Source organism: Streptomyces sp. NPDC050085 (assembly GCF_044460595.1).
In the GTDB taxonomy this organism is placed as follows: Bacteria; Actinomycetota; Actinomycetes; order Streptomycetales; family Streptomycetaceae; genus Streptomyces.
Map to the genome: position 1 here is coordinate 152,028 of NZ_JBITJZ010000004.1, position 17,884 is coordinate 169,911.

Annotated in this window: 21 protein-coding genes and 2 pseudogenes; 13 read left to right on the forward strand and 10 right to left on the reverse strand. The window is 69.7% G+C overall.

Annotated features, from left to right (window positions below; all coding sequences use genetic code 11):
* Positions 1-540 precede the first annotated feature (540 nt).
* Genes ACIBUY_RS16765 through ACIBUY_RS16775 form a run of 3 tightly spaced genes read left to right on the forward strand, consistent with a single transcriptional unit; the run spans position 541 to position 3,268 of the window.
* Positions 541-1,512, forward strand: a complete 972-nt coding sequence (locus ACIBUY_RS16765; protein WP_365562960.1) for an ABC transporter substrate-binding protein — start codon at positions 541-543, stop codon at positions 1,510-1,512.
* Between the two features lie 47 nt (positions 1,513-1,559).
* A complete protein-coding gene (locus tag ACIBUY_RS16770) occupies positions 1,560-2,492 on the forward strand; it encodes an amino acid ABC transporter permease (protein WP_399152922.1) in 933 nt (310 codons plus the stop codon).
* 23 nt (positions 2,493-2,515) lie between these two features.
* Complete coding sequence (locus tag ACIBUY_RS16775) at positions 2,516-3,268, forward strand: amino acid ABC transporter ATP-binding protein (RefSeq protein ID WP_365563296.1); 753 nt, start codon at positions 2,516-2,518, stop codon at positions 3,266-3,268.
* 170 nt (positions 3,269-3,438) lie between these two features.
* Here ACIBUY_RS16775 and ACIBUY_RS16780 read toward each other — a convergent pair whose 3' ends face one another.
* Positions 3,439-4,209 carry a class I SAM-dependent methyltransferase gene (locus ACIBUY_RS16780; RefSeq protein WP_365562954.1) on the reverse strand — a complete coding sequence of 257 codons (771 nt, stop codon included), beginning with the start codon at positions 4,207-4,209 and terminating at the stop codon, positions 3,439-3,441.
* Positions 4,210-4,324: 115 nt separating this feature from the next.
* On the opposite strand from ACIBUY_RS16780, the gene ACIBUY_RS16785 reads away from it, so the two are divergent.
* A complete protein-coding gene (locus ACIBUY_RS16785; RefSeq protein ID WP_365562951.1) occupies positions 4,325-4,951 on the forward strand; it encodes a CGNR zinc finger domain-containing protein in 627 nt (208 codons plus the stop codon).
* Here the strand turns inward: ACIBUY_RS16785 and sodX are convergent.
* Positions 4,858-5,298, reverse strand: a complete 441-nt coding sequence (gene sodX / locus ACIBUY_RS16790; protein ID WP_365562948.1) for a nickel-type superoxide dismutase maturation protease — start codon at positions 5,296-5,298, stop codon at positions 4,858-4,860. The genes ACIBUY_RS16785 and sodX overlap by 94 nt on opposite strands.
* Before the next feature lie 193 nt (positions 5,299-5,491).
* Here sodX and sodN point away from each other — a divergent pair, with 193 nt between their 5' ends.
* The 8 genes from sodN (at position 5,492) to ACIBUY_RS16830 (ending at position 11,625) form a co-directional block, all read left to right on the forward strand.
* A complete protein-coding gene (gene sodN / locus ACIBUY_RS16795; protein ID WP_365562947.1) occupies positions 5,492-5,887 on the forward strand; it encodes a superoxide dismutase, Ni in 396 nt (131 codons plus the stop codon).
* Between the two features lie 1,208 nt (positions 5,888-7,095).
* Positions 7,096-7,401 (forward strand): hypothetical protein, encoded by a 306-nt coding sequence (locus ACIBUY_RS16800; RefSeq protein WP_399152923.1) that lies wholly within the window; start codon positions 7,096-7,098, stop codon positions 7,399-7,401.
* Entirely contained in the window at positions 7,398-7,964 is a 567-nt protein-coding gene (locus ACIBUY_RS16805) for a hypothetical protein (RefSeq protein ID WP_399152924.1), read from the forward strand. The genes ACIBUY_RS16800 and ACIBUY_RS16805 overlap by 4 nt, the downstream gene beginning before the upstream one ends.
* Positions 7,965-7,966: 2 nt before the next feature.
* The gene (locus ACIBUY_RS16810; protein WP_365562941.1) at positions 7,967-8,137 is read left to right on the forward strand and encodes a hypothetical protein; all 171 of its coding nucleotides are present in this window, start codon (positions 7,967-7,969) and stop codon (positions 8,135-8,137) included.
* On the forward strand, positions 8,134-9,318 hold the full coding sequence (locus tag ACIBUY_RS16815; RefSeq protein WP_399152925.1) for a phage portal protein: 1,185 nt from the start codon (positions 8,134-8,136) through the stop codon (positions 9,316-9,318). The genes ACIBUY_RS16810 and ACIBUY_RS16815 overlap by 4 nt, the downstream gene beginning before the upstream one ends.
* Positions 9,305-10,072, forward strand: coding sequence for an HK97 family phage prohead protease (locus ACIBUY_RS16820; protein WP_365563293.1), 768 nt, complete (start codon positions 9,305-9,307; stop codon positions 10,070-10,072). Before ACIBUY_RS16815 ends, ACIBUY_RS16820 begins: the two co-directional genes overlap by 14 nt.
* Before the next feature lie 412 nt (positions 10,073-10,484).
* Complete coding sequence (locus tag ACIBUY_RS16825) at positions 10,485-11,315, forward strand: PxKF domain-containing protein (protein WP_399152926.1); 831 nt, start codon at positions 10,485-10,487, stop codon at positions 11,313-11,315.
* A 157-nt stretch (positions 11,316-11,472) separates the two neighbouring features.
* On the forward strand, positions 11,473-11,625 hold the full coding sequence (locus ACIBUY_RS16830; RefSeq protein ID WP_365562935.1) for a hypothetical protein: 153 nt from the start codon (positions 11,473-11,475) through the stop codon (positions 11,623-11,625).
* Positions 11,626-12,576: 951 nt separating this feature from the next.
* On the opposite strand, the gene ACIBUY_RS16835 is transcribed toward ACIBUY_RS16830, so the two are convergent.
* On the reverse strand, positions 12,577-12,705 hold the full coding sequence (locus tag ACIBUY_RS16835; protein ID WP_399152927.1) for a hypothetical protein: 129 nt from the start codon (positions 12,703-12,705) through the stop codon (positions 12,577-12,579).
* A 203-nt stretch (positions 12,706-12,908) separates the two neighbouring features.
* A complete protein-coding gene (locus tag ACIBUY_RS16840) occupies positions 12,909-13,430 on the reverse strand; it encodes a hypothetical protein (RefSeq protein WP_365562930.1) in 522 nt (173 codons plus the stop codon).
* A gap of 235 nt (positions 13,431-13,665) precedes the next feature.
* Here ACIBUY_RS16840 and ACIBUY_RS16845 point away from each other — a divergent pair, with 235 nt between their 5' ends.
* Positions 13,666-14,502, forward strand: coding sequence for a hypothetical protein (locus ACIBUY_RS16845; protein ID WP_365562927.1), 837 nt, complete (start codon positions 13,666-13,668; stop codon positions 14,500-14,502).
* 69 nt (positions 14,503-14,571) lie between these two features.
* Here ACIBUY_RS16845 and ACIBUY_RS16850 read toward each other — a convergent pair whose 3' ends face one another.
* The 6 genes and pseudogenes from ACIBUY_RS16850 to ACIBUY_RS16875 form a co-directional block, all read right to left on the reverse strand.
* A complete protein-coding gene (locus ACIBUY_RS16850; RefSeq protein ID WP_399152928.1) occupies positions 14,572-15,495 on the reverse strand; it encodes a hypothetical protein in 924 nt (307 codons plus the stop codon).
* Positions 15,492-16,040: a sugar O-acetyltransferase gene (locus ACIBUY_RS16855; protein ID WP_365563291.1), complete on the reverse strand. Its 549-nt coding sequence runs from the start codon at positions 16,038-16,040 to the stop codon at positions 15,492-15,494. Before ACIBUY_RS16855 ends, ACIBUY_RS16850 begins: the two co-directional genes overlap by 4 nt.
* A gap of 33 nt (positions 16,041-16,073) precedes the next feature.
* Positions 16,074-16,391: pseudogene (locus ACIBUY_RS16860) on the reverse strand (DUF952 domain-containing protein); the annotation flags it as partial.
* A 9-nt stretch (positions 16,392-16,400) separates the two neighbouring features.
* On the reverse strand, positions 16,401-16,865 hold the full coding sequence (locus tag ACIBUY_RS16865; protein WP_399152929.1) for a hypothetical protein: 465 nt from the start codon (positions 16,863-16,865) through the stop codon (positions 16,401-16,403).
* Positions 16,859-17,056 (reverse strand): annotated as a pseudogene (locus ACIBUY_RS16870) (YciI family protein); the annotation flags it as partial. The pseudogene ACIBUY_RS16870 and the gene ACIBUY_RS16865, both read right to left, overlap by 7 nt.
* Positions 17,057-17,181: 125 nt before the next feature.
* Positions 17,182-17,769 carry a dihydrofolate reductase family protein gene (locus tag ACIBUY_RS16875; protein ID WP_399152930.1) on the reverse strand — a complete coding sequence of 196 codons (588 nt, stop codon included), beginning with the start codon at positions 17,767-17,769 and terminating at the stop codon, positions 17,182-17,184.
* Between the last annotated feature and the right edge of the window lie 115 nt (positions 17,770-17,884).

Consider the following 17,884-nt stretch of genomic DNA (forward strand, 5'->3'; position numbering starts at 1 on the left):
ATCAGGTGAGGGTGTCCGCTCCTGGTTGAGGAGCGGGCGGGCACCGCGTACGACCCGGCCGGTCCTGTTCTGTGAACCGCCATGAGGGTCCGTACGCGACGGGCGTGCCGCACGCACGCCCTGAGCCCCGGATGAGGGGTGTAAAGAACCTTCTTACCCGACGGACCGTGCCGGGCACGAGCCCATACGTGATCGATCACAGTGCGGTGACATGACTCATAGCCGAATATCTGGACAAGTCATCAAGTCCGGCTCGAGACGCGTCAGAAGCCCGCCCGAATGGTGAGACAGCGGACAGTTCGCCGGAGGATCTCCCGCCGGTGGCCGCCGGATCCGCAGATGATCCGGCCCCATGCACCCTGATGCGGGGGCCTGTTGGCGCTCTTGAAGCACCTGTTATCCGATTTTGACATCGTCAACCCCCTGAACCGGCCAGTCCGAATGGCAAGATGCCGTAATCACGCGAGGTCGCGACACCCGAAGGTGTGTGCCAAGGCGACCGACACGGCAACTCCACTCACCCTGCCGGAGGACCCAACCATGACCGCAAGCACCACCCGTCGTACGACCGCGAAGTCCGCGAAGTCCCGGATAGCCGCGGTCGGCGCGATCGCGGTCGCCGGCACGCTGCTGCTGACCGCCTGTGGCGACCAGACGAAGTCGGACGACTCGGGCTCCGACAAGGCTTCCTCGAAGTCCGCCCCGCTCGCCGCCAAGCTCCCCAAGGAGATCCGCAGCAAGGGCGTCATCAACGTCGGCTCCGACATCGCCTACGCGCCGGTCGAGTACAAGGACGACTCCGGCAAGGCCGTCGGCATCGACCCCGACGTCGCCGCGGCCCTCGGCAAGCAGCTGGGCGTGACGTTCAACTTCCAGAACGGCAAGTTCGCCGACCTCGTCGGCGGTCTGGCGTCCAAGCGCTACGACATCGCCATGTCGGCCATGACCGACACCAAGGACCGGCAGAACGGCATCGACTCCGACTCCGGCAAGAAGGTCGGCAAGGGCGTCGACTTCGTCGACTACTTCACCGCGGGCGTCTCGCTCTACACGAACAAGGGCGACGACCAGGGCATCAAGACCTGGGACGACCTGTGCGGCAAGACGATCGCCGTGCAGACCGCGACCTTCTCGCAGGACCTCGCCAAGGACCAGGCGAAGAAGTGCAAGCAGGCCGGCAAGAAGGAACTGAAGGTCGAGGACTTCGCGACCAACCCCGAGGCCGAGACCCGGATGCGCTCCAAGGGCGCGGACGTCGTCTCCGCCGACTACCCGATCGCCGCGTACTCGGTGAAGAAGTCGGGCGGCGGCAAGTACTTCGAGATCGTCGGCGACCAGGTCGAGGCGGGCCCCTACGGCATCGCCGTCGCCAAGGACAACACGCAGCTGCGGGACGCTCTGCAGGCCGCGATGTCCGCGATCATCAAGAACGGCGAGTACGAGAAGATCATCGCGAAGTGGGGCGTCACCGACGGCGCCGTCACCGAGGCGAAGATCAACGGTGGTTCCTGACCCTGTCACCCCTGTCCTGCACTGACGGGCTCTGAAAGGCACCACCCATGACTGCTCGCATCTCCAAGGCGAACGAGCCCGCCGACACGCCCCGCGGCGCCGGACCGGAGGCCATCAAGGCCATCCCGGTCCGGCACCCCGGCCGCTACGTGTCCGCGGTCGTCGCCATCGGCCTCCTCGCCGCCATCGTCTACGCCTTCTCGCAGGGCAAGATCGAATGGGGCGCGATCCCCGACTTCTTCTTCAACGACCGGATCCTCACCGGCGTGGGCAAGACGCTCGAACTGACCGTCCTGTCCATGGCCATCGGTGTCGTCGGCGGCATCGTCCTGGCCGTGATGCGGATGTCGAAGAACCCGGTGACCAGCACCATCGCCTGGTTCTACATCTGGTTCTTCCGCGGCACCCCGGTCCTGGTCCAGCTGTTCATCTGGTTCAACCTGGGCCTGGTCTTCGAGTACATCAACCTCGGGCCGATCTACAAGGACTACTGGTCGTCCTTCATGACGCCGCTGCTCACGGCCCTGCTCGGGCTTGGGCTCAACGAGGCGGCGTACATGGCGGAGATCTGCCGCTCCGGTCTGCTCGCGGTCGACGAGGGCCAGACCGAGGCCGCGCACGCGCTCGGCATGAGCCACTCCAAGACGCTGCGCCGCATCGTCATCCCGCAGGCGATGCGCGTGATCGTGCCGCCCACGGGCAACGAGGTCATCAACATGCTGAAGACGACCTCGCTCGTCTCGGCGGTGCAGTTCCTCGACCTGTTCAAGGTGGCCTCGGACATCGGCCAGTCCTCCGCCTCCACGGTGGAGATGTACTTCCTGGCCGCCGCCTGGTACCTGATCCTCACGTCGGTCTTCAGCGTGGGCCAGTACTACATCGAGCGCTACTACGCGCGCGGCACGTCCCGTGCCCTGCCCCCGACCCCGCTGCAGCGCCTGCGCGCCATCGTCGGCCGCCCGAACGGAGGCATGGCATGAGCGACAAGAACGTGAACACCGCCATGGTCAAGTCCGAAGGCGTCCACAAGTCCTTCGGCAGCGTCGAGGTCCTCAAGGGCATCGACCTGGAGGTCAAGCAGGGCGAGGTGTTCTGTCTCATCGGCCCCTCGGGCTCGGGCAAGTCGACCTTCCTGCGCTGCATCAACCACCTGGAGAAGATCAACTCCGGGCGGCTGTACGTCGACGGGGAGCTGGTCGGTTATCGCCAGAAGGGCGACAAGCTCTACGAGCTCAGGGACAGCGAAGTCGCCCTGAAGCGCCGGGACATCGGCATGGTCTTCCAGCGCTTCAACCTGTTCCCGCACATGACGGCCCTCGAGAACGTCATGGAGGCGCCGGTCCAGGTCAAGGGCGTCTCCAAGGCGCAGGCCCGCGAGCGTGCGGGCCAGCTCCTGGAGCGCGTGGGCCTCGCCGACCGCGCGAAGAACTACCCCTCGCAGCTCTCCGGCGGCCAGCAGCAGCGCGTCGCGATCGCCCGCGCGCTGGCGATGGACCCGAAGCTGATGCTCTTCGACGAGCCCACGTCGGCGCTCGACCCGGAGCTGGTCGGTGACGTCCTCGACGTCATGCGCGACCTCGCCGAGTCCGGCATGACGATGGTCGTCGTCACGCACGAGATGGGCTTCGCGCGCGAGGTCGGCGACAGCCTGGTCTTCATGGACGAGGGCGTGGTCGTCGAATCGGGCAACCCCCGCGACGTCCTGACCAACCCTCAGCAGGAGCGCACCCAGTCGTTCCTGTCGAAGGTCCTGTAACGGGCATATGGCAAAGGGGCGTTCGGAGTGAGACTCCGAACGCCCCTTTGCCATATGCGCCCCTGGAAGGCCGCGCGCAGCGCAGGCCGCCCAGGGGCGCGGGGAACTGCGCGACCAGCCACGACGAAAGCCGCCCCCGGCGAACAACCGCTGGAGGCAGACGCGAACCGTCACTTCAGCGCGAGCACCAGCGCATCGGAAGGCGAGGCCCACACGACCCGGGCCTCACCGAACCCGGCCCCGCGCAGCGCCTGCGCGTGCCAGGCCGCCGACGGCGTGTCCCCGTCCGCGTGCTCCCCGTAGATCTCGAAGCGCCGCGCGGTGGGCTCGGCCAGGACCGGGTCCTGCGCGGCGAGCGCCCACCACTCGGCCCAGTCCACCGCGCCGCCGTCCTTCGCCGAGTCCATCCGCGCGTGCCGCAGGGCCCGCTCCGCGGCGTTGATCCGCGGCGTCGTCTGGTCGATCATGTGGTCCGCGTTCATGAAGACGCCGCCTTCCCGTACGAGGCCGGCGAGTTGACCGTAGAGGACGGCGAGGGGTTCGGAGTGCAGCCAGTGCAGGGCGGTGGCGGTGAGCACGGCGTCGTACGTCTGGTGCGGCAGCGCCCGCGTCCACTGCGGGTCCTTGAGGTCGGCGGTGACGAAGGAGACCCGCTCGTCGCCCTCGAACGTGCCGCGGGCGATGGCGAGCAGGGCCGGGTCCAGGTCGACGCCGACGCTCGTCGCCTCCGGGAACCTCTTGAGCAGCCGGTCCGTAATACTCCCCGTACCGCAGGCGAGGTCGAGCACCCGCGGGGCCCGGCCCACGCACGCCTCGACCATGTCGAGCATCACGCCCAGCCGCTCCTCGCGGTCGGGCATGTACCACTCCTGCTGCCGGTCCCAGCTGTTCTGCCAGGCGCGCCAGTCGGTGGCGCGGGTGGTGTCGGTGGTGTCAGACATGGACGGAGTCCCTCCCGTACGGCGCCGCGCACCCTGGCGCGTAATACCCTGAAAGCCAAAGCGAGCATTACTTCCGCTCGCCCCTGACGATAGACCGCCCCGGTAAGGACTACAAGTGGAACTGGCCTATTACTCGGACTACGCAGTGCGCCTCGTCAACAGCGAGGAGCCGGGCCGCGGCAAGGACAACCTGACCTCCGTGGAGGCGGTGCGCGAGCTGTTCGGGCCCAGCCAGGAGATGGCCCGCCGCGTCACGGAGACCGACCTCACGCGCTTCAGGAACGTACGGGCACGGCTGCGTACGGTCTTCGAGGCGGCGGACGGCGGCGACGAGGAGCTCGCCGTGAACCTGCTGAACTCGCTGATGCTGGAGTTCCCGGTGAGCCCGCAGATCTCCGGGCACCACCACCGGGACGACGACGGCCGGCCGCTGTGGCACATGCACCTGGCCGACCACCCGTCCAACGCGACGGCGGGCTACGCCGCGATCGCCGCGATGGGACTCGCCTTCCACCTCACCGAGTACGGCGTGGACCGCCTCGGCCTGTGCGAGGCGGCACCGTGCCGGAACGCGTACCTGGACACGTCCACGAACCGCTCCCGGCGCTACTGCTCGGACCGCTGCGCGACCCGCGCCAACGTCGCCGCCTACCGGGCCCGCAAGCGCTTGGAGGCGGACCGGGCGGACACCGGGCGCACGGCGGAGAAGACCCACGACAGCACGGCCGCCACCGACCGCTGACCCTCGCCCTCGGCCCACGGCTTGCGGCGCCGCAGCCGGCCGCGGACCTTGGCGAGCACCAGCTCGTCCGGCACGACCCCGTACACGGTGCTGTCCCCGCCGGCCCCGGGGTTGTCCCCGAGCACCCACCAACCGCCCTCGCGCCGCTCGGCGATCCGCTTCACGACCAGCAGGTCCTGCTGGAACGGATGGCGCAGCACGACCACGTCGCCGGGCCGCACCCTGGCGCCGTACTGCACCAGCATCCAGTCGCCGTGGTAGAGCGTCGGCACCATCGACGGGCCGTCCACCTCGATCAACTGGAACGGCACCTTCGCCTCGCGCGCTTCCTCGACCGCCTCGGGCATCGGACGACCTCCCCGGTTTCCATCAACCGCACCTCGGGTCCGCAGAGTCCTCTCGGATCCCCGGTCCCATCCTCCACCAGTCCCAGTCTCGCCCTGGACTTTTGTCCTAAGCCCCCGGGGGCACCCGAGAAAACCCGTCCTGCACGGAGTAATGTCCCACCTGAGAAGACGATCACGAGGAAGGAACAGCTACATGCTCTCCCGCCTGTTCGCCCCCAAGGTGAAGGCCAGCGCTCACTGCGACCTCCCCTGCGGCGTGTACGACCCGGCCCAGGCCCGCATCGAGGCCGAGTCGGTCAAGGCCGTCCAGGAGAAGATGGCCGGCAACGACGACGTGCACTTCCAGGCACGCGCCACGGTCATCAAGGAGCAGCGCGCCGAGCTTGCCAAGCACCACGTGTCGGTGCTGTGGAGCGACTACTTCAAGCCCCCGCACTTCGAGAAGTACCCGGAGCTGCACCAGCTGGTCAACGACACCCTGAAGGCCCTCTCGGCCGCCAAGGCGTCGAAGGACCCGGCCACGGGCCAGAAGGCCCTGGACTACATCGCCCAGATCGACAAGATCTTCTGGGAGACCAAGAAGGCTTGATCCGGAGGCGGTTGAACCCAGTTCAACCCGGTTCAACACCACCTCCCACTGACCGGCGAGCGGTGCACCCTTGCAGGTCAGTGGGCTTTTTGAAGGGGCTCGGCCGGAACTCCGGCCGAGCCCCTTCGGCGTTCAGGTCAGCGCCTGAAGACCAACTGGGAGAGTTTTGGGAGATCATCTTTTGACGCTCCCTCACCGCCCGCTCCCAACGTCGCTGTAGCACCCTCGCGATCCTGCGCCGCATGGCAGGCGTCACGTGCCGATACGTGGAGTTGCCCCTGCCCGTCCGGCGGCGGACCTTGTGCCCCATGCGCTCATCGATGGCTGACTCCGGGATACCGTCCTCCTCCAGCCACACGCGCCCGGCGTGGCGGGCCCCATGGGGCACCATCCCCTCCACGCCCTCGACGGCCGGGATCTCCGGGCGATGCGCTCGGCCACGAATCTGCGGCAACTCGTCGTGGCCCATGACGATGGGGTTCCAGAAGCGTCCGTAGAACTGGTCGTCGACCCGGATCGGCTTGCGGCTTCGTGAGCATGAAGGCTTCGCCGACCAGGCCGCGGACGATCCGGGCGTTCTCCGATATGAGCAATGCCTGGAGCGGGCTCGGGTAGACACAGGTGTCCTCGTTGGACTCCTCCGACACGTACTTGCCGCGGCGTCGGCGCTGCGCCGGCACCGGGTTGACTCCGATGAGTCCGACTGGATCTGTTCCCGTGGCAGCAGCACGTCCTCGACATCGGGATGCGGGAGCGCGCCGACGGACAGTGGGCCGCGATGGAGGTGGCGGTCAACGTCCCGCGGCAGAACGGCAAGGGCGGCGTCATCGAGGCCCGGGAACTCGCCGGGCTGTTCCTGCTCGGTGAGCGCGTCATCATCCACTCCGCGCACGAGTTCAAGACGGCGCGTGTCGCGTTCGAGCGGATCCGGTCCCTGATCCTCGGCACGCCTGCCCTGAGCAAGCGCGTCAAGCGGGTCCTGAACAACACGACCGAGACCAGCATCGAGTTGGTCAGCGGGCAGAAGCTGCACTTCCTGGCCCGCTCCGGAGGCAGCGGCCGAGGGTTCACCGGGGACACGATCATCCTCGACGAGGACATGATCCTGGGCAACGACGCGATGGGCGCCCTGATGCCGACCTACCCTGTCGGCTGTCTCCAACCCGCAGATCTGGTACCTGGGTTCAGCAGGGATCGGCGCTCTGTCCGTGCAGCTGGCCCGTCTGCGGCGCCGCGCCTTGGCCGCGCTGGAGGCAGGCGTACCGGACCCGTCGCTCGCGTACTTCGAGTGGTCGGTGGATCCGCACGTCGACGAGTGCCCGCGTGGCTGCACCGTCCACGACGACGCGGACGCTCCGGCGTCGTGGGCCAGGGCGAACCCGTCGCTGGGCTACCTCATCACTCCGGAGTTCGTCCGCAACGAGCGGGCGTCGCTCGGCTCGTCGGGCATCTTCGAGCGCGAGCGGCTCGGCGTCGGCGTGTACCCCTCGGACGAGGCGGAGAGTGGCAGGTGATCGGCGAGGAGGCGTGGCGGGCGCTGGCGGTCGCGGACGCCGAGCGCGGCCAGGGCGTGGCGTTCGCCCTCGACATGACACCGGAGCGGTCGCCCGCGGCGATCTGCGCGGCCTTCCCGTGGCGGGGTGGCGTGCACGTCACCGTGGTCGACCACCGGCCCGGGACGGGCTGGATCGTTCAGCGGGCCAGGGAGCTGCACGAGCGGTGGGGCCCGCGCTGCTGGATGGTCGACGGGGCGGGCCCGGCCGGGTCGCTCATCGCCGCCCTGGAGGACGACGAGGACGGGATCGGCGTCACGGTCGTGCAGCCCAAGGCGCGCGAAGTGGCCGCGGCCTGCGGCCAGTTCTACGACGCCGTGGCCGCGCAGGAGATCACTCACTTCGATGACGCACCGCTGGCCTCGGCACTGGCGGGTGCGCAGAAGCGGCCGCTGGGCGATGCGTGGGCGTGGGCGCGGCGGATCGTCTCGGTGGACATCTCCCCGCTGGTGGCGGCGACGCTCGCCAAGTGGAGGCTCGGCGCGGAGGTCGAGGAAGAGGAAGGGGCGCCGAACCTGTGGTGAGCATGCGCGTACTGGCCCTGCTGGAGCTGGTGTTCGTCGTCCTGGCCCTCGTCGGCGTGGGCCTGCTGTCCGTGCCGCTCGCGCTCATCCTGGGCGGCGTACTGGGCGTGCTCGCCGTCGAGCGGGCGCAGGCCGCGGCCCCCGGGCCCGAACGCAAGGGGGTGTCGTCGTGAGCCTCTTCGGGCTGTTCGACCGCCGCTCGTCGCCGGAGAACCCGGCCACCGCGCTCACCGACGCATCCCTGCTGGAGTGGCTCGGCGGGCCGCGCTCCGAGGCCGGGGTCCAGGTCTCCGAGCGCTCGTCGCTGCACATGCCGGCGGTGTGGCGCTCGGTCGCCGTCATCGCCGGTGTCTCCGCCGCACTGCCGCTGCACACCTACAAGGCGGGCACCAAGGACCGCACCGCGTCGGCGCTGCTGGCCGACCCGCACCCGGAGTTGACGCCGCTGGAGTTGTGGCGCCTCGCCTACGTGCACCGGGTGCTGTGGGGCAACGCGTATCTGCAGAAGCTGCGCGGCCCGATGTCCGGGCAGGTCAAGGAGTTGTGGCCGATCAGCCCGGACCGGGTCGCCGTCGACCGCGAGCGGCCGAGCGCCGAGAACCCGTCGGGCAAGTTCTTCTACGCGACGGACGACTGGGGCGAGGTGCACCGGTTCACGCCGCGGGAGCTGCTGCACCTGCCCGGGATCGGCTACGACGGGCTGCAGGGCCTGTCCCCGGTCGCCGCGCACCGCCAGGGCATCGGGCTCGCGCAGGCCGCCGAGCTCGGCGCGTCCAAGCTGTTCGGCCGCGGCAACATGGTCTCCGGGGTGCTGCAGACCGAGCAGCGCCTGAACGCCGAGCAGGCCCAGGCACTGAAGGCGCGGTGGCAGGCCAAGGTCGGCGGCATCGAGAACGCCCACGAAGTCGCCGTGCTCGATGCCGGCGCGTCGTTCAAGCCGGTGACGATGCCGCTGAAGGACGCGCAGTTCCTGGAGTCCCGCGAGTTCCAGATCACCGAGGTAGCCCGCATGTTCGGGGTGCCGCTGTTCCTCCTCATGGAGACGGCCAAGAGCACCTCGTGGGGTACGGGGCTGGAGCAGCAGGCGCAGGGCTGGGTGACGTTCGACCTCGGCCCGACGTGGCTGTCCCCGACCGAGCAGCGCATCACCAAGGAGCTGCTGCCGCCGATCGCGGGGCCGGAGGGCGACACCTACCTGCAGCCCACCTACATGGCGCCGCTGGGCTCCAACCCACTGGCCGACGACGGCGGGTCCGTTCCCGCCCGCGCGGCCGCGCTGATGGCCGAGGCCCGCCGCCTGCTGGCCGAGCACACCGACCAAGGAGGCGACCGTGGCGACGATGACGAGCAGTGAGGAGCGGCGCCGCCTGGCGCTCGCCGACGCGGGCGTGACCCTCCGCGCGAGCGAGGACGGCGAGCACCGGTTCACCGGGTACGCGTCCGTGTTCAACTCCCGTACCGCGATCGGGAATCCGCTGCGCTGGGGCTTCTACGAGGAGATCGCCGCGGGGGCGTTCACCAAGACGCTCGCCGAGGCCGACGCCCGCATGCTCATCGATCACGACTCGTACTACGTCGTCTCCCGCATGTCGGCCGGCACCCTCACCCTCGCCGAGGACGAGCGCGGCCTGGCCGTCGACTCCGCGCTGGACGGCGACCTGTCCTACGTACGGGACCTGTCGGCGAACCTGCGCAACGGCAACATCACCGGCATGAGTTTCGGGTTCTACGTCATCAAGGACGACTGGGCCACCGAGACGATCGAGATCGACGGCGCCGACCCCGTCGAGGTCGACGTCCGCGTGATCCGCGAGGTGCGCCTCGTGGAGGTGTCCGCGGTCACCTTCCCCGCCCACCCCGAGACCGAGGCCGAGCTGAAGGCCGTGGCGCGGGCGCTGGACCGGCGCGGCGACTACGCCGCCCTCGAGGCCGCCGCCCGCCACCGCCCCGAACTCCTCGACCTCGTACACATCGAGCGCGAGCCGGGTGAGTCCACTCGCGACGTACAGAAGCCCGCTGAGCCGGTTGTGTCCACTCAGCGCCCGGGCCTGCCCCTCGATGTGCGCATGAGCGCGCTGGCCGCCCGCTACGGGCTCCCGCGCCACTGAGCGTTTCACTCTGGGGTGACAGCGCAGACGGGAAGGAGTGACTCGTCCTGTCGGGAGTCTTGCGGCATGGCGGTCGGAATGAGCCTTCAACAGCTGCTCGCCGGTCAGGAATGAACAGGAACTTGCGGCACAATCAGGCCAATTCGGCGTGGGGCCCATTGGCGCGCGGACTGGGCCATTTGTCCCTGGCATGGTTGCCGAACGCAGCGGGATGGTGGGCGGGCACGAGGTGAAACACCCCCCGTGCGGTCACCTCAGGTGCCCGCACGGCCTGGTGGCAGGCGACCGGACCCAAGGTCTCGTCGTTGCCCGCCACGGTCCCGCACCGCGCGCCATGCCGGCCCGTGCCACCGCCCTATCCCAGGCCCTTCGGGCCCTGTTGCGACACCGGCCGGCAGAATCGGAGTGCCCCATGTCCTCGAACCTGCCCGCCCGTCGCCCCCGGGCGAGGCTGTTCCATAAGCTGTCGGTTCTGTTGGCCGCCGCGGCGCTGAGCGCCGCCGGGATGCTGGCGACCACCGGCGTGGCCCATGCGGACGCCGTCATCCAGATCACCGACTCGGCCGACCCCGTCCAGGCGAACACCGCGTACGACTACGTCGTCACCATCCCCAACACGGGCCCGAACGACGAGCCTTATGACGTCACCGTCGACCTGACCGGGGCAGCGGCGACGTTCACCGGCTACTCCACCGACAACCCGCTCCTCTTCTGCTTCTCGGTGTCCGGCACCCACGCCCACTGCGGCAGCCCCGTCCCGCACTACCCCACGGGCACCATCACCCTGCACGTGATGCCCACCGCCGCCGGCACGGTCACCGCCAGTGCCGCCGTGACCGGAGACGTCACCGGCTCGGACAGCACCACCACGACCATCAGCCCGGCCGGCCCGACCTATACCTTCACCGGGTTCTTCCAGCCGGTGGACAACCCGCCGACCGTCAACTCGATGAAGGCCGGACGGGCCGTGCCCATCAAGTTCAGCCTGGGCGGCGACCAGGGCCTGGACATCTTCGCGTCCGGCTACCCGGTCTCGCAGAACGTCACCTGCGACACCGGCGCGCCCATCGACCCGGTCGAGGAGACCACCGGCGCCGGGCAGTCCAGCCTGACCTACAACGCGGCCACCGACACGTACACCTATGTGTGGAAGACCGACAGCGCCTGGAAGAACACCTGCCGCACCTTCGACCTGAAGCTGGGCGACAACAGCGACCACTACGCCAACTTCAAGTTCAGCTGACCCACCCGAAATCCGTCCGGCCCGACTGGCTCTGTCGCCAACAGTTCCCTGCCTGACATGCAGACGCCGAACCGGGTTTCCACAAGAGCACCGGCGGCCGGTGCGGGAGTTTACGTTCCGCACCGGCCGCTTTCCCACGCCCACTGGGGGCCCCACGATGCGGGTCACCGTCGAGGGCTACACCGAGACCATCAAGCACAACAGCCATCTGCTCCAGTTCCACACCCCGGCGTCATCGACCGACTCGGTGTGGGTCCTGGACGACACCGCCTACTCGGTGCTCGGCACCACCACCCGCCTCGCCTACTAACCCGCAAGATCGCGGCCACCTCGCGAACGGGTGGAATACGCCAACTGTCCGGCGCCCAGATCGAGTTGCCGTGAAACCCTGGTGGCCGACACGTTCACGCGGCGGAGTCGGCGCCGGCGCGCGACGTGCGCACCGTCGCACGCGGCGGGCGAGTGGCCCCCGCCACCTACCCCGGAGGCGGGGGCCACCCATGGGCGGGCGCCCAGGAACCCGATGCGGCTCCCGGTCGGCGTGGCGCCCGCGGGTCAATCTGCGCTGTGCGCCTGCCCCATTTTGGCCCGGCCATGCCGCGGACTTCCACCGCTCCGTTCGCCGATCCGGCGCTTTTCAGTCGTGAGGAATCCCTATGCCCGTCGCGCTCGTCCGCGCCGGGACGTACTACCTGCCACCGCCCCAACTCCCCGCGAACGCCTGGGTAGATGCGGCCGGGGCCGAGCTGGTCTACCGGTGGATCGGGTATCGGATGGGCCGCCGCGTCCCCCTGCCCGCCGACACCCTGCCCGACGCCCCGCCCGTGTACGCGTTCGTCAACCAGAACCGCTGGCTGGCGAACTGCGTGTGGCTCGGCCGCGATCGTCTCCCTGGCCGATCCGCGCCGGGGCTGCACCGAGTGCGGCTACGGCTGGGTTCCGCTCACCGTTACCACCCCGGTCGAAGTCGCGGCGATCGAGCAGCAGTTGATGACGATCCCACAGCCGCACCTGCGCAACTGGTGGCACCCCGGCGACCCGGCCAACCCCTACCGCGCCGCCGAGGCCGCGGCCGCAAAGGTGGTGGCGGCGTGACGTTCACCCCGCGTACCTGGTCGGTCGGCGAGACCGTCACCGCCGCCATGCTCAACTCCGAGATCCGCGACCAGTTCAACAGCTTCCTCGGCGCCTGGACGCCGTACACCCCGGCCTGGACCGCGCAGACCGCCAACCCCTCGCTCGGCAACGGGACGCTCACCGGTCAGTACATGAAGATCGGCCGGATCTGCCACGTCGCGATCCAGCTCACCATCGGCAGCACCACGACGTTCGGTACGGATTTCTGGCGGATCTCCCTGCCGTTCGTGGCCGCGAGCGTGGCCACCGGCACGCCCGGCGACTCCATCCCGATGACTGATCGACAAGATCTTCTGGGAGACCAAGAAGGCTTGATCCGGAGGCGGTTGAACCCAGTTCAACCCGGTTCAACACCACCTCCCACTGACCGGCGAGCGGTGCACCCTTGCAGGTCAGTGAGTTTCAGAAGGGGCCCGGCCGGAATTCCGGCCGGGCCCCTTCGTCAGCGGTGGCGCATCACGCGGCGGGCTGCGCCTCGCACTTGGCGAGGGCCTTCTCGGCCCGCGTCAGCAGCTTCTGCGTCTTGGCGCGCTCCTCGAGGAGCTTGGGGTCCTGCTGGACCTTCCGCAGCTCCTCGTAGGCCTTGCCCGCCTCCGCGTTGGCCCGGTCCAGGTTCGCCCTGGCCTCGTCGCGGGCCTTGACCGCGGCCTCGTAGTCGGCCGCGGAGAACTCGCCCGAGTCGTCCTGCTCCAGGTACTTGACCCAGTCGCGGGCCTCGAACCAGACGGTGTCCCAGTAGTTGGCCTCGCCGTCGGCGGCCTGGTACACGTGCTCGAGCACCTCGATCTGCTCCGCGACCGGGTCGATCTTCGCGTTGAGCTCGTCGAGCTTGTCCTGGTGGCGGTTGACCGTCGCCTGGTAGCGCCAGCACTTGTCCTTCGGCGCGGTGTCGGCGGAGGCCTGCGCCACCCCCGGCAGGGCGACGGCCAGCAGGGTCGCGGCGGTCACGGCGATCCGGGTGAGCGAGCGAGAAGTCACGTTTCGCTTCCTTCGGGTACGGGATGCGGCCCGGACGAGCCGCGCGAACCCGTCCACTTACGCATGAAATGACCGGCATACGAATGCTGCCGCTCCGGCAGCCGCCCGCCGAATCACACGGACAGCCTCAGCCTCGACCGGCTCGGCGACGGACACCGGGCGCCGCCGCCCGCCGGCCGATCAGGGAGACTGGACTCGCTGCCCACCGCAGCCGCCCGCGCCCCAGGAGTCACCCATGTCCCGCCGCCCCCACGTCCTCTACGTCACCGATCTCGCCTACGAGGCCCGCGGCCGCCGCTACTGCGACGAGGACATCTTCCTCACGTCCCGGCTCCGCGCGTCCTTCGACCTCGCGCTGTGCCATCCACTGGACGCGGCAGGCCTGATGGACGACTTCGACACGGTCGTGGTCCGCAACAGCGGTCCCGTGCTCGGCTACCAGGAGGCGTACGACACCTTCCGCGCCCGGGCCCTGGAACGCGGCACGAACGTCTACAACCCGCTGTACGGACACGGCGACATGGCGGGCAAGGAGTACCTGCTGGAGCTGACCGGGGCGGGATACCCCGTGATCCCGACCGTCGACCGGGCCGAGGACCTGGGGCAGTTGCCGACCGTCCCGTCGTACGTGGCGAAGCCGAAGCTGGGCGCCGACTCGATGGGACTGCGCTTCGTCGACCCGGCCGGCCTCGCCGAACTCCCCTACTCCGAGGGCCTGTTGGTCCAGCCCCGGATCGACTTCCGCTACGAGGTCTCCTTCTACTTCGTCGACGACCGGCTCATGTACGCCCTCTACGCACCCGACCCGGAGCGCCGCTGGGAGCTGCGCCCCTACGAAGTCACCGACGCGGACCGGGAGTTCGCCCGCTCGTTCATCGAGTGGAACACCCTCCCGTACGGCATCCAGCGCGTCGACGCCTGCCGCACCCCCGAGGGCGGCCTGCTCCTGGTGGAGCTGGAGGACCTCAACCCGTACCTCTCGCTCGACCTGGTCGACGACGCGACGCGGGACGCCTTCGTGACGGCGATGACGGACTCGATCCGAGGTGCCGGAAGCCCAACTCGCGGGTGAAGCGGTCGGGGCCGCCGAGGGGCTCGCGGAACGTACCGGACATGGCGCCGCGGGGGGGGACCGGCTCGCTCAGGCCGCGCCCAGGACGTCCCGGATGTTCGCTCGCAGCGTGTCGCGGTCCTTGCGCACGGCCTCGAACTCGCCCTGGTGGCGGGCCAGTTCGCGCTGCTGCAGGCGTCGCGCGACGGTCCACCAGACACCCGCCGTGTTGTGGGCGCGCTTGCAGGCGATGTCGGCGACGGCCGTGCCCAGCTCGCGGTCCGTCCGGGTGGTGTTGCCGTTCTGGCCGCGCTTCCAGGCCTTGTCGTCGAAGGCCCGCACGGGGTTGGCGTACCGCTTGAAGCCCTTGTCCACCACGCAGTCGGCCCAGGCCCGGTAGGCGCGCCGCATCTGCGGATCCCGGTCGACCTGGTCGCGCACCGCCATCTCGCGCCCGCCGACGTACGACCACATGCGCCGGGAGTCGCTCACGCCGCGCTCGATCCGGTCGGACGCCTCCCCGGAGCAGCCGGTGTGCGGGGCGCTCCCGTCGCCGTAGTAGACCCCGACCTCTTCGGTCGTCATCTCCCGGCCCTTCGGCTCGGGCAGGGACATCTTCTTCTCCGGGTCCCAGCCGTAGCCCCAGCGCCGCGCGTTGCCCAGGTCGTAGGGGCCGACCGGGCCGGTGGACACGGCCACGAGGGACGCGGTGGTGGCGCTCTTTCCGCCGATGCCCGGGTACTTGGGTTCGCGCGGGAAGTCGGCGAATCCGCGCCGGACCATGCAGCGCTGCACGAGCAGGTTCCGCGCGGCGTCGAGATCGTCGAAGTCCTTCTTGTCCCTGCCCCCGAATTCGTAGGCGTCCAGCGGCAGTTCGGGCATCTCCTCGTCCGACCACACCACCGGCGTCCCGTCGGCCCACGCCCACACGTGCCCGACCGCGCCCACGTCGCCCCCGACGCATCCGATCAGGACCGCCCCCGCGGCGGCGCACAGCACCCCCCTGCGTCTCATTCCGGCGACTCCCCCGACTTCCGTACCACGCGCGCCGGATTGCCCACCGCCACCACGTCGGGCGGCAGGTCGCGGGTGACGACGGAGCCGGCGCCCACCACCGTGTTCGCGCCGATCGTGACACCGGGGCAGACGATGACGCCACCGCCCAGCCAGACGTTGTCACCGATGGTGATGGGTCGCGCGGCCTCCCACTTTTCGCGGCGCTGCTCGGCGTCCAACGGGTGGGTGGGTGTGAGGAGTTGGACGTTCGGGCCGATCTGCACGTCCTCGCCGATCCGGATCGGCGCGACGTCCAGCATCACCGCCCCGCAGTTGACGAAGGTGCGCGCGCCGATGCTGATGTGCTGCCCGTAGTCGACGGAGAGCGGCGGGCGCACCACGACGTCCTCGCCCACCTCGCCGAGCAGTTCGCGCAGCAGCGATCGGCGTGCAGGCAGGTCGGTGACGGTGCTCGCGTTGTAGCGCTCGCCGAGCTCCGCGGCGCGCAGCGCGTCGGCCGAGAGCTCGGGATCGTCGGCGAGGTAGAGGTCACCGGCGAGCATGCGCTCCTTCTGGCTACGCGGTTCGGGGCGCGGCCACGCCCGTACCTCCCGCACCGCGTGCACACTCAACGGCCCGTACAGGTGCGGGAATTGCTCCCCTCCGGGCGCGATCTCCTCGACGCGCAGCGGCACGTCGAGCCGCGCCGGGTCGACGACGAGGAGCACCAGCTCGCCGTGGTCCTGGTCCGTGCCGTACAGCATCTCGGCGACCCGCCGCACCTGGTGCGGGTACGAGCAGTGGATGAACCCCTCCTCCTGGAGGGTCTTGCCGCGGGTCGACATCTCGTACGTGCCGGCGGCGAGGGCGCTCTCCCACAGGGCGCGCTCGGTGAGGTGAAGCAGTTCGGTCATGCCCTCAACCTAGCCGGGCCGCCCCTGACCGAGTCGGGCCGCCCGCAGGCGCAGACAGCGCTGTTCGGGCGCGCTGAGCGTGCCCGCGGCGGCCTCCTGAGAGGCGGCGCGGGCCGCGTCCCTGTCCCCCGCGCGCTCCAGCAGGTGCGCGCGGACGGCGGCGAGCCGGTGGTGTCCGGCGAGCGCGCCGGCCAGTTCGTCGGCCGCGGCGAGTCCGGCGGCGGGGCCGTGCACCATGGCGACGGCGACGGCCCGGCCGAGCGAGGCCATCGGGTCCCCGGCGGGCGCGACCCCGACCAGCAGGTCGTACAGGGCGAGGATCTGCGGCCAGTCGGTGTCCTCGGCGCGCCGGGAGGCAACCCGGATCAGCCGGCCGCGCGGCTTGTCCGGAATCCCGTCCGCGGGCCACTGCCGGGCGGCGGCGAGCACCGCGTCCTCGGCCGCGTACGGCGGTGGCGGTGGCGGTGTCAGCACACGTCGCCGCCGCCTTCCATGATCTGCCGGAGCACGATCGGGTACTGGGACGCGCCCTCGGGGCCCGGGCACTGCAGGACCCGCCCGGCGATCTCGGTGACGCGCTCCAGGCTCGCGCACTCCAACACCCAGTAGCCGCACAGGAGTTCCTTGGTCTCCGGGTACGGGCCGGCGCTGACCACGGGCCGCCCACCGTGTGCGGGCGGCTTCACCTGAGACGTCGGAGCGTCCCGAGCGCTCTCGACACCGCCCGCGCATCTTCTTCCCGGGTTCTTTCGGGGCCGGGTGACCGGGCCTCCAGTGTGGCAGCGGAGCGCTACCGCTTCCTGGTGTACCGGCGGACGATCACACCGTTGCCGAAGGTGCGGTTCTCTTCGAGCGAGAACGCTTCGAAGCTGTACTTGCGGCCGCCGAACATCGGCATGCCGCCACCGAAGAGCACGGGGTACGTCTTGATCACGAGCTCGTCGACCTCGTCCGCGAGCAGCCCGGCCAGCTGCGCGCCGCCACACAGCCAGATTCCCAACTCGCCGTCCTCCGACTTGAGTTCGCGGATCTTTCCGACGACGTCGTCGCGGATCAGCTCGACGTTCGGGTGCGGCGACTCGGTGAGGCTGCGCGTCGCGACGTACTCGCGCAGATGCCCGTACGGGCTGGTGAGGCCGGCGTCGAGGCCTACCTGATAGCTGGCGCGCCCCTGGATCACGGTGTCGAACTTCTTGTTCTCGACCCCCGCGATGCCGAAGGCCTCGCGGCCCGGGGTCGACAGGGTGTCGGGGTACTCGCCCATGAGGAACTCCAGGAAGTCCGCGTCGACGTAGGGCATGAACATGTTGCCGTCACCGGACTCGTCCCCGATGAAGCCGTCGATGGAGACGGCGACGAAGTACGTGAGCTTGCGCAAGCTGGTCTCTTTTCGTAGGTGACTGGTCCGTCGGGCACCCCCTGCGCCCGAACCACTTCAGTTATAGTGCTTCATCTGTAGTGGTTGCAAGGGGTTTACCGGGACGCACCCGGGA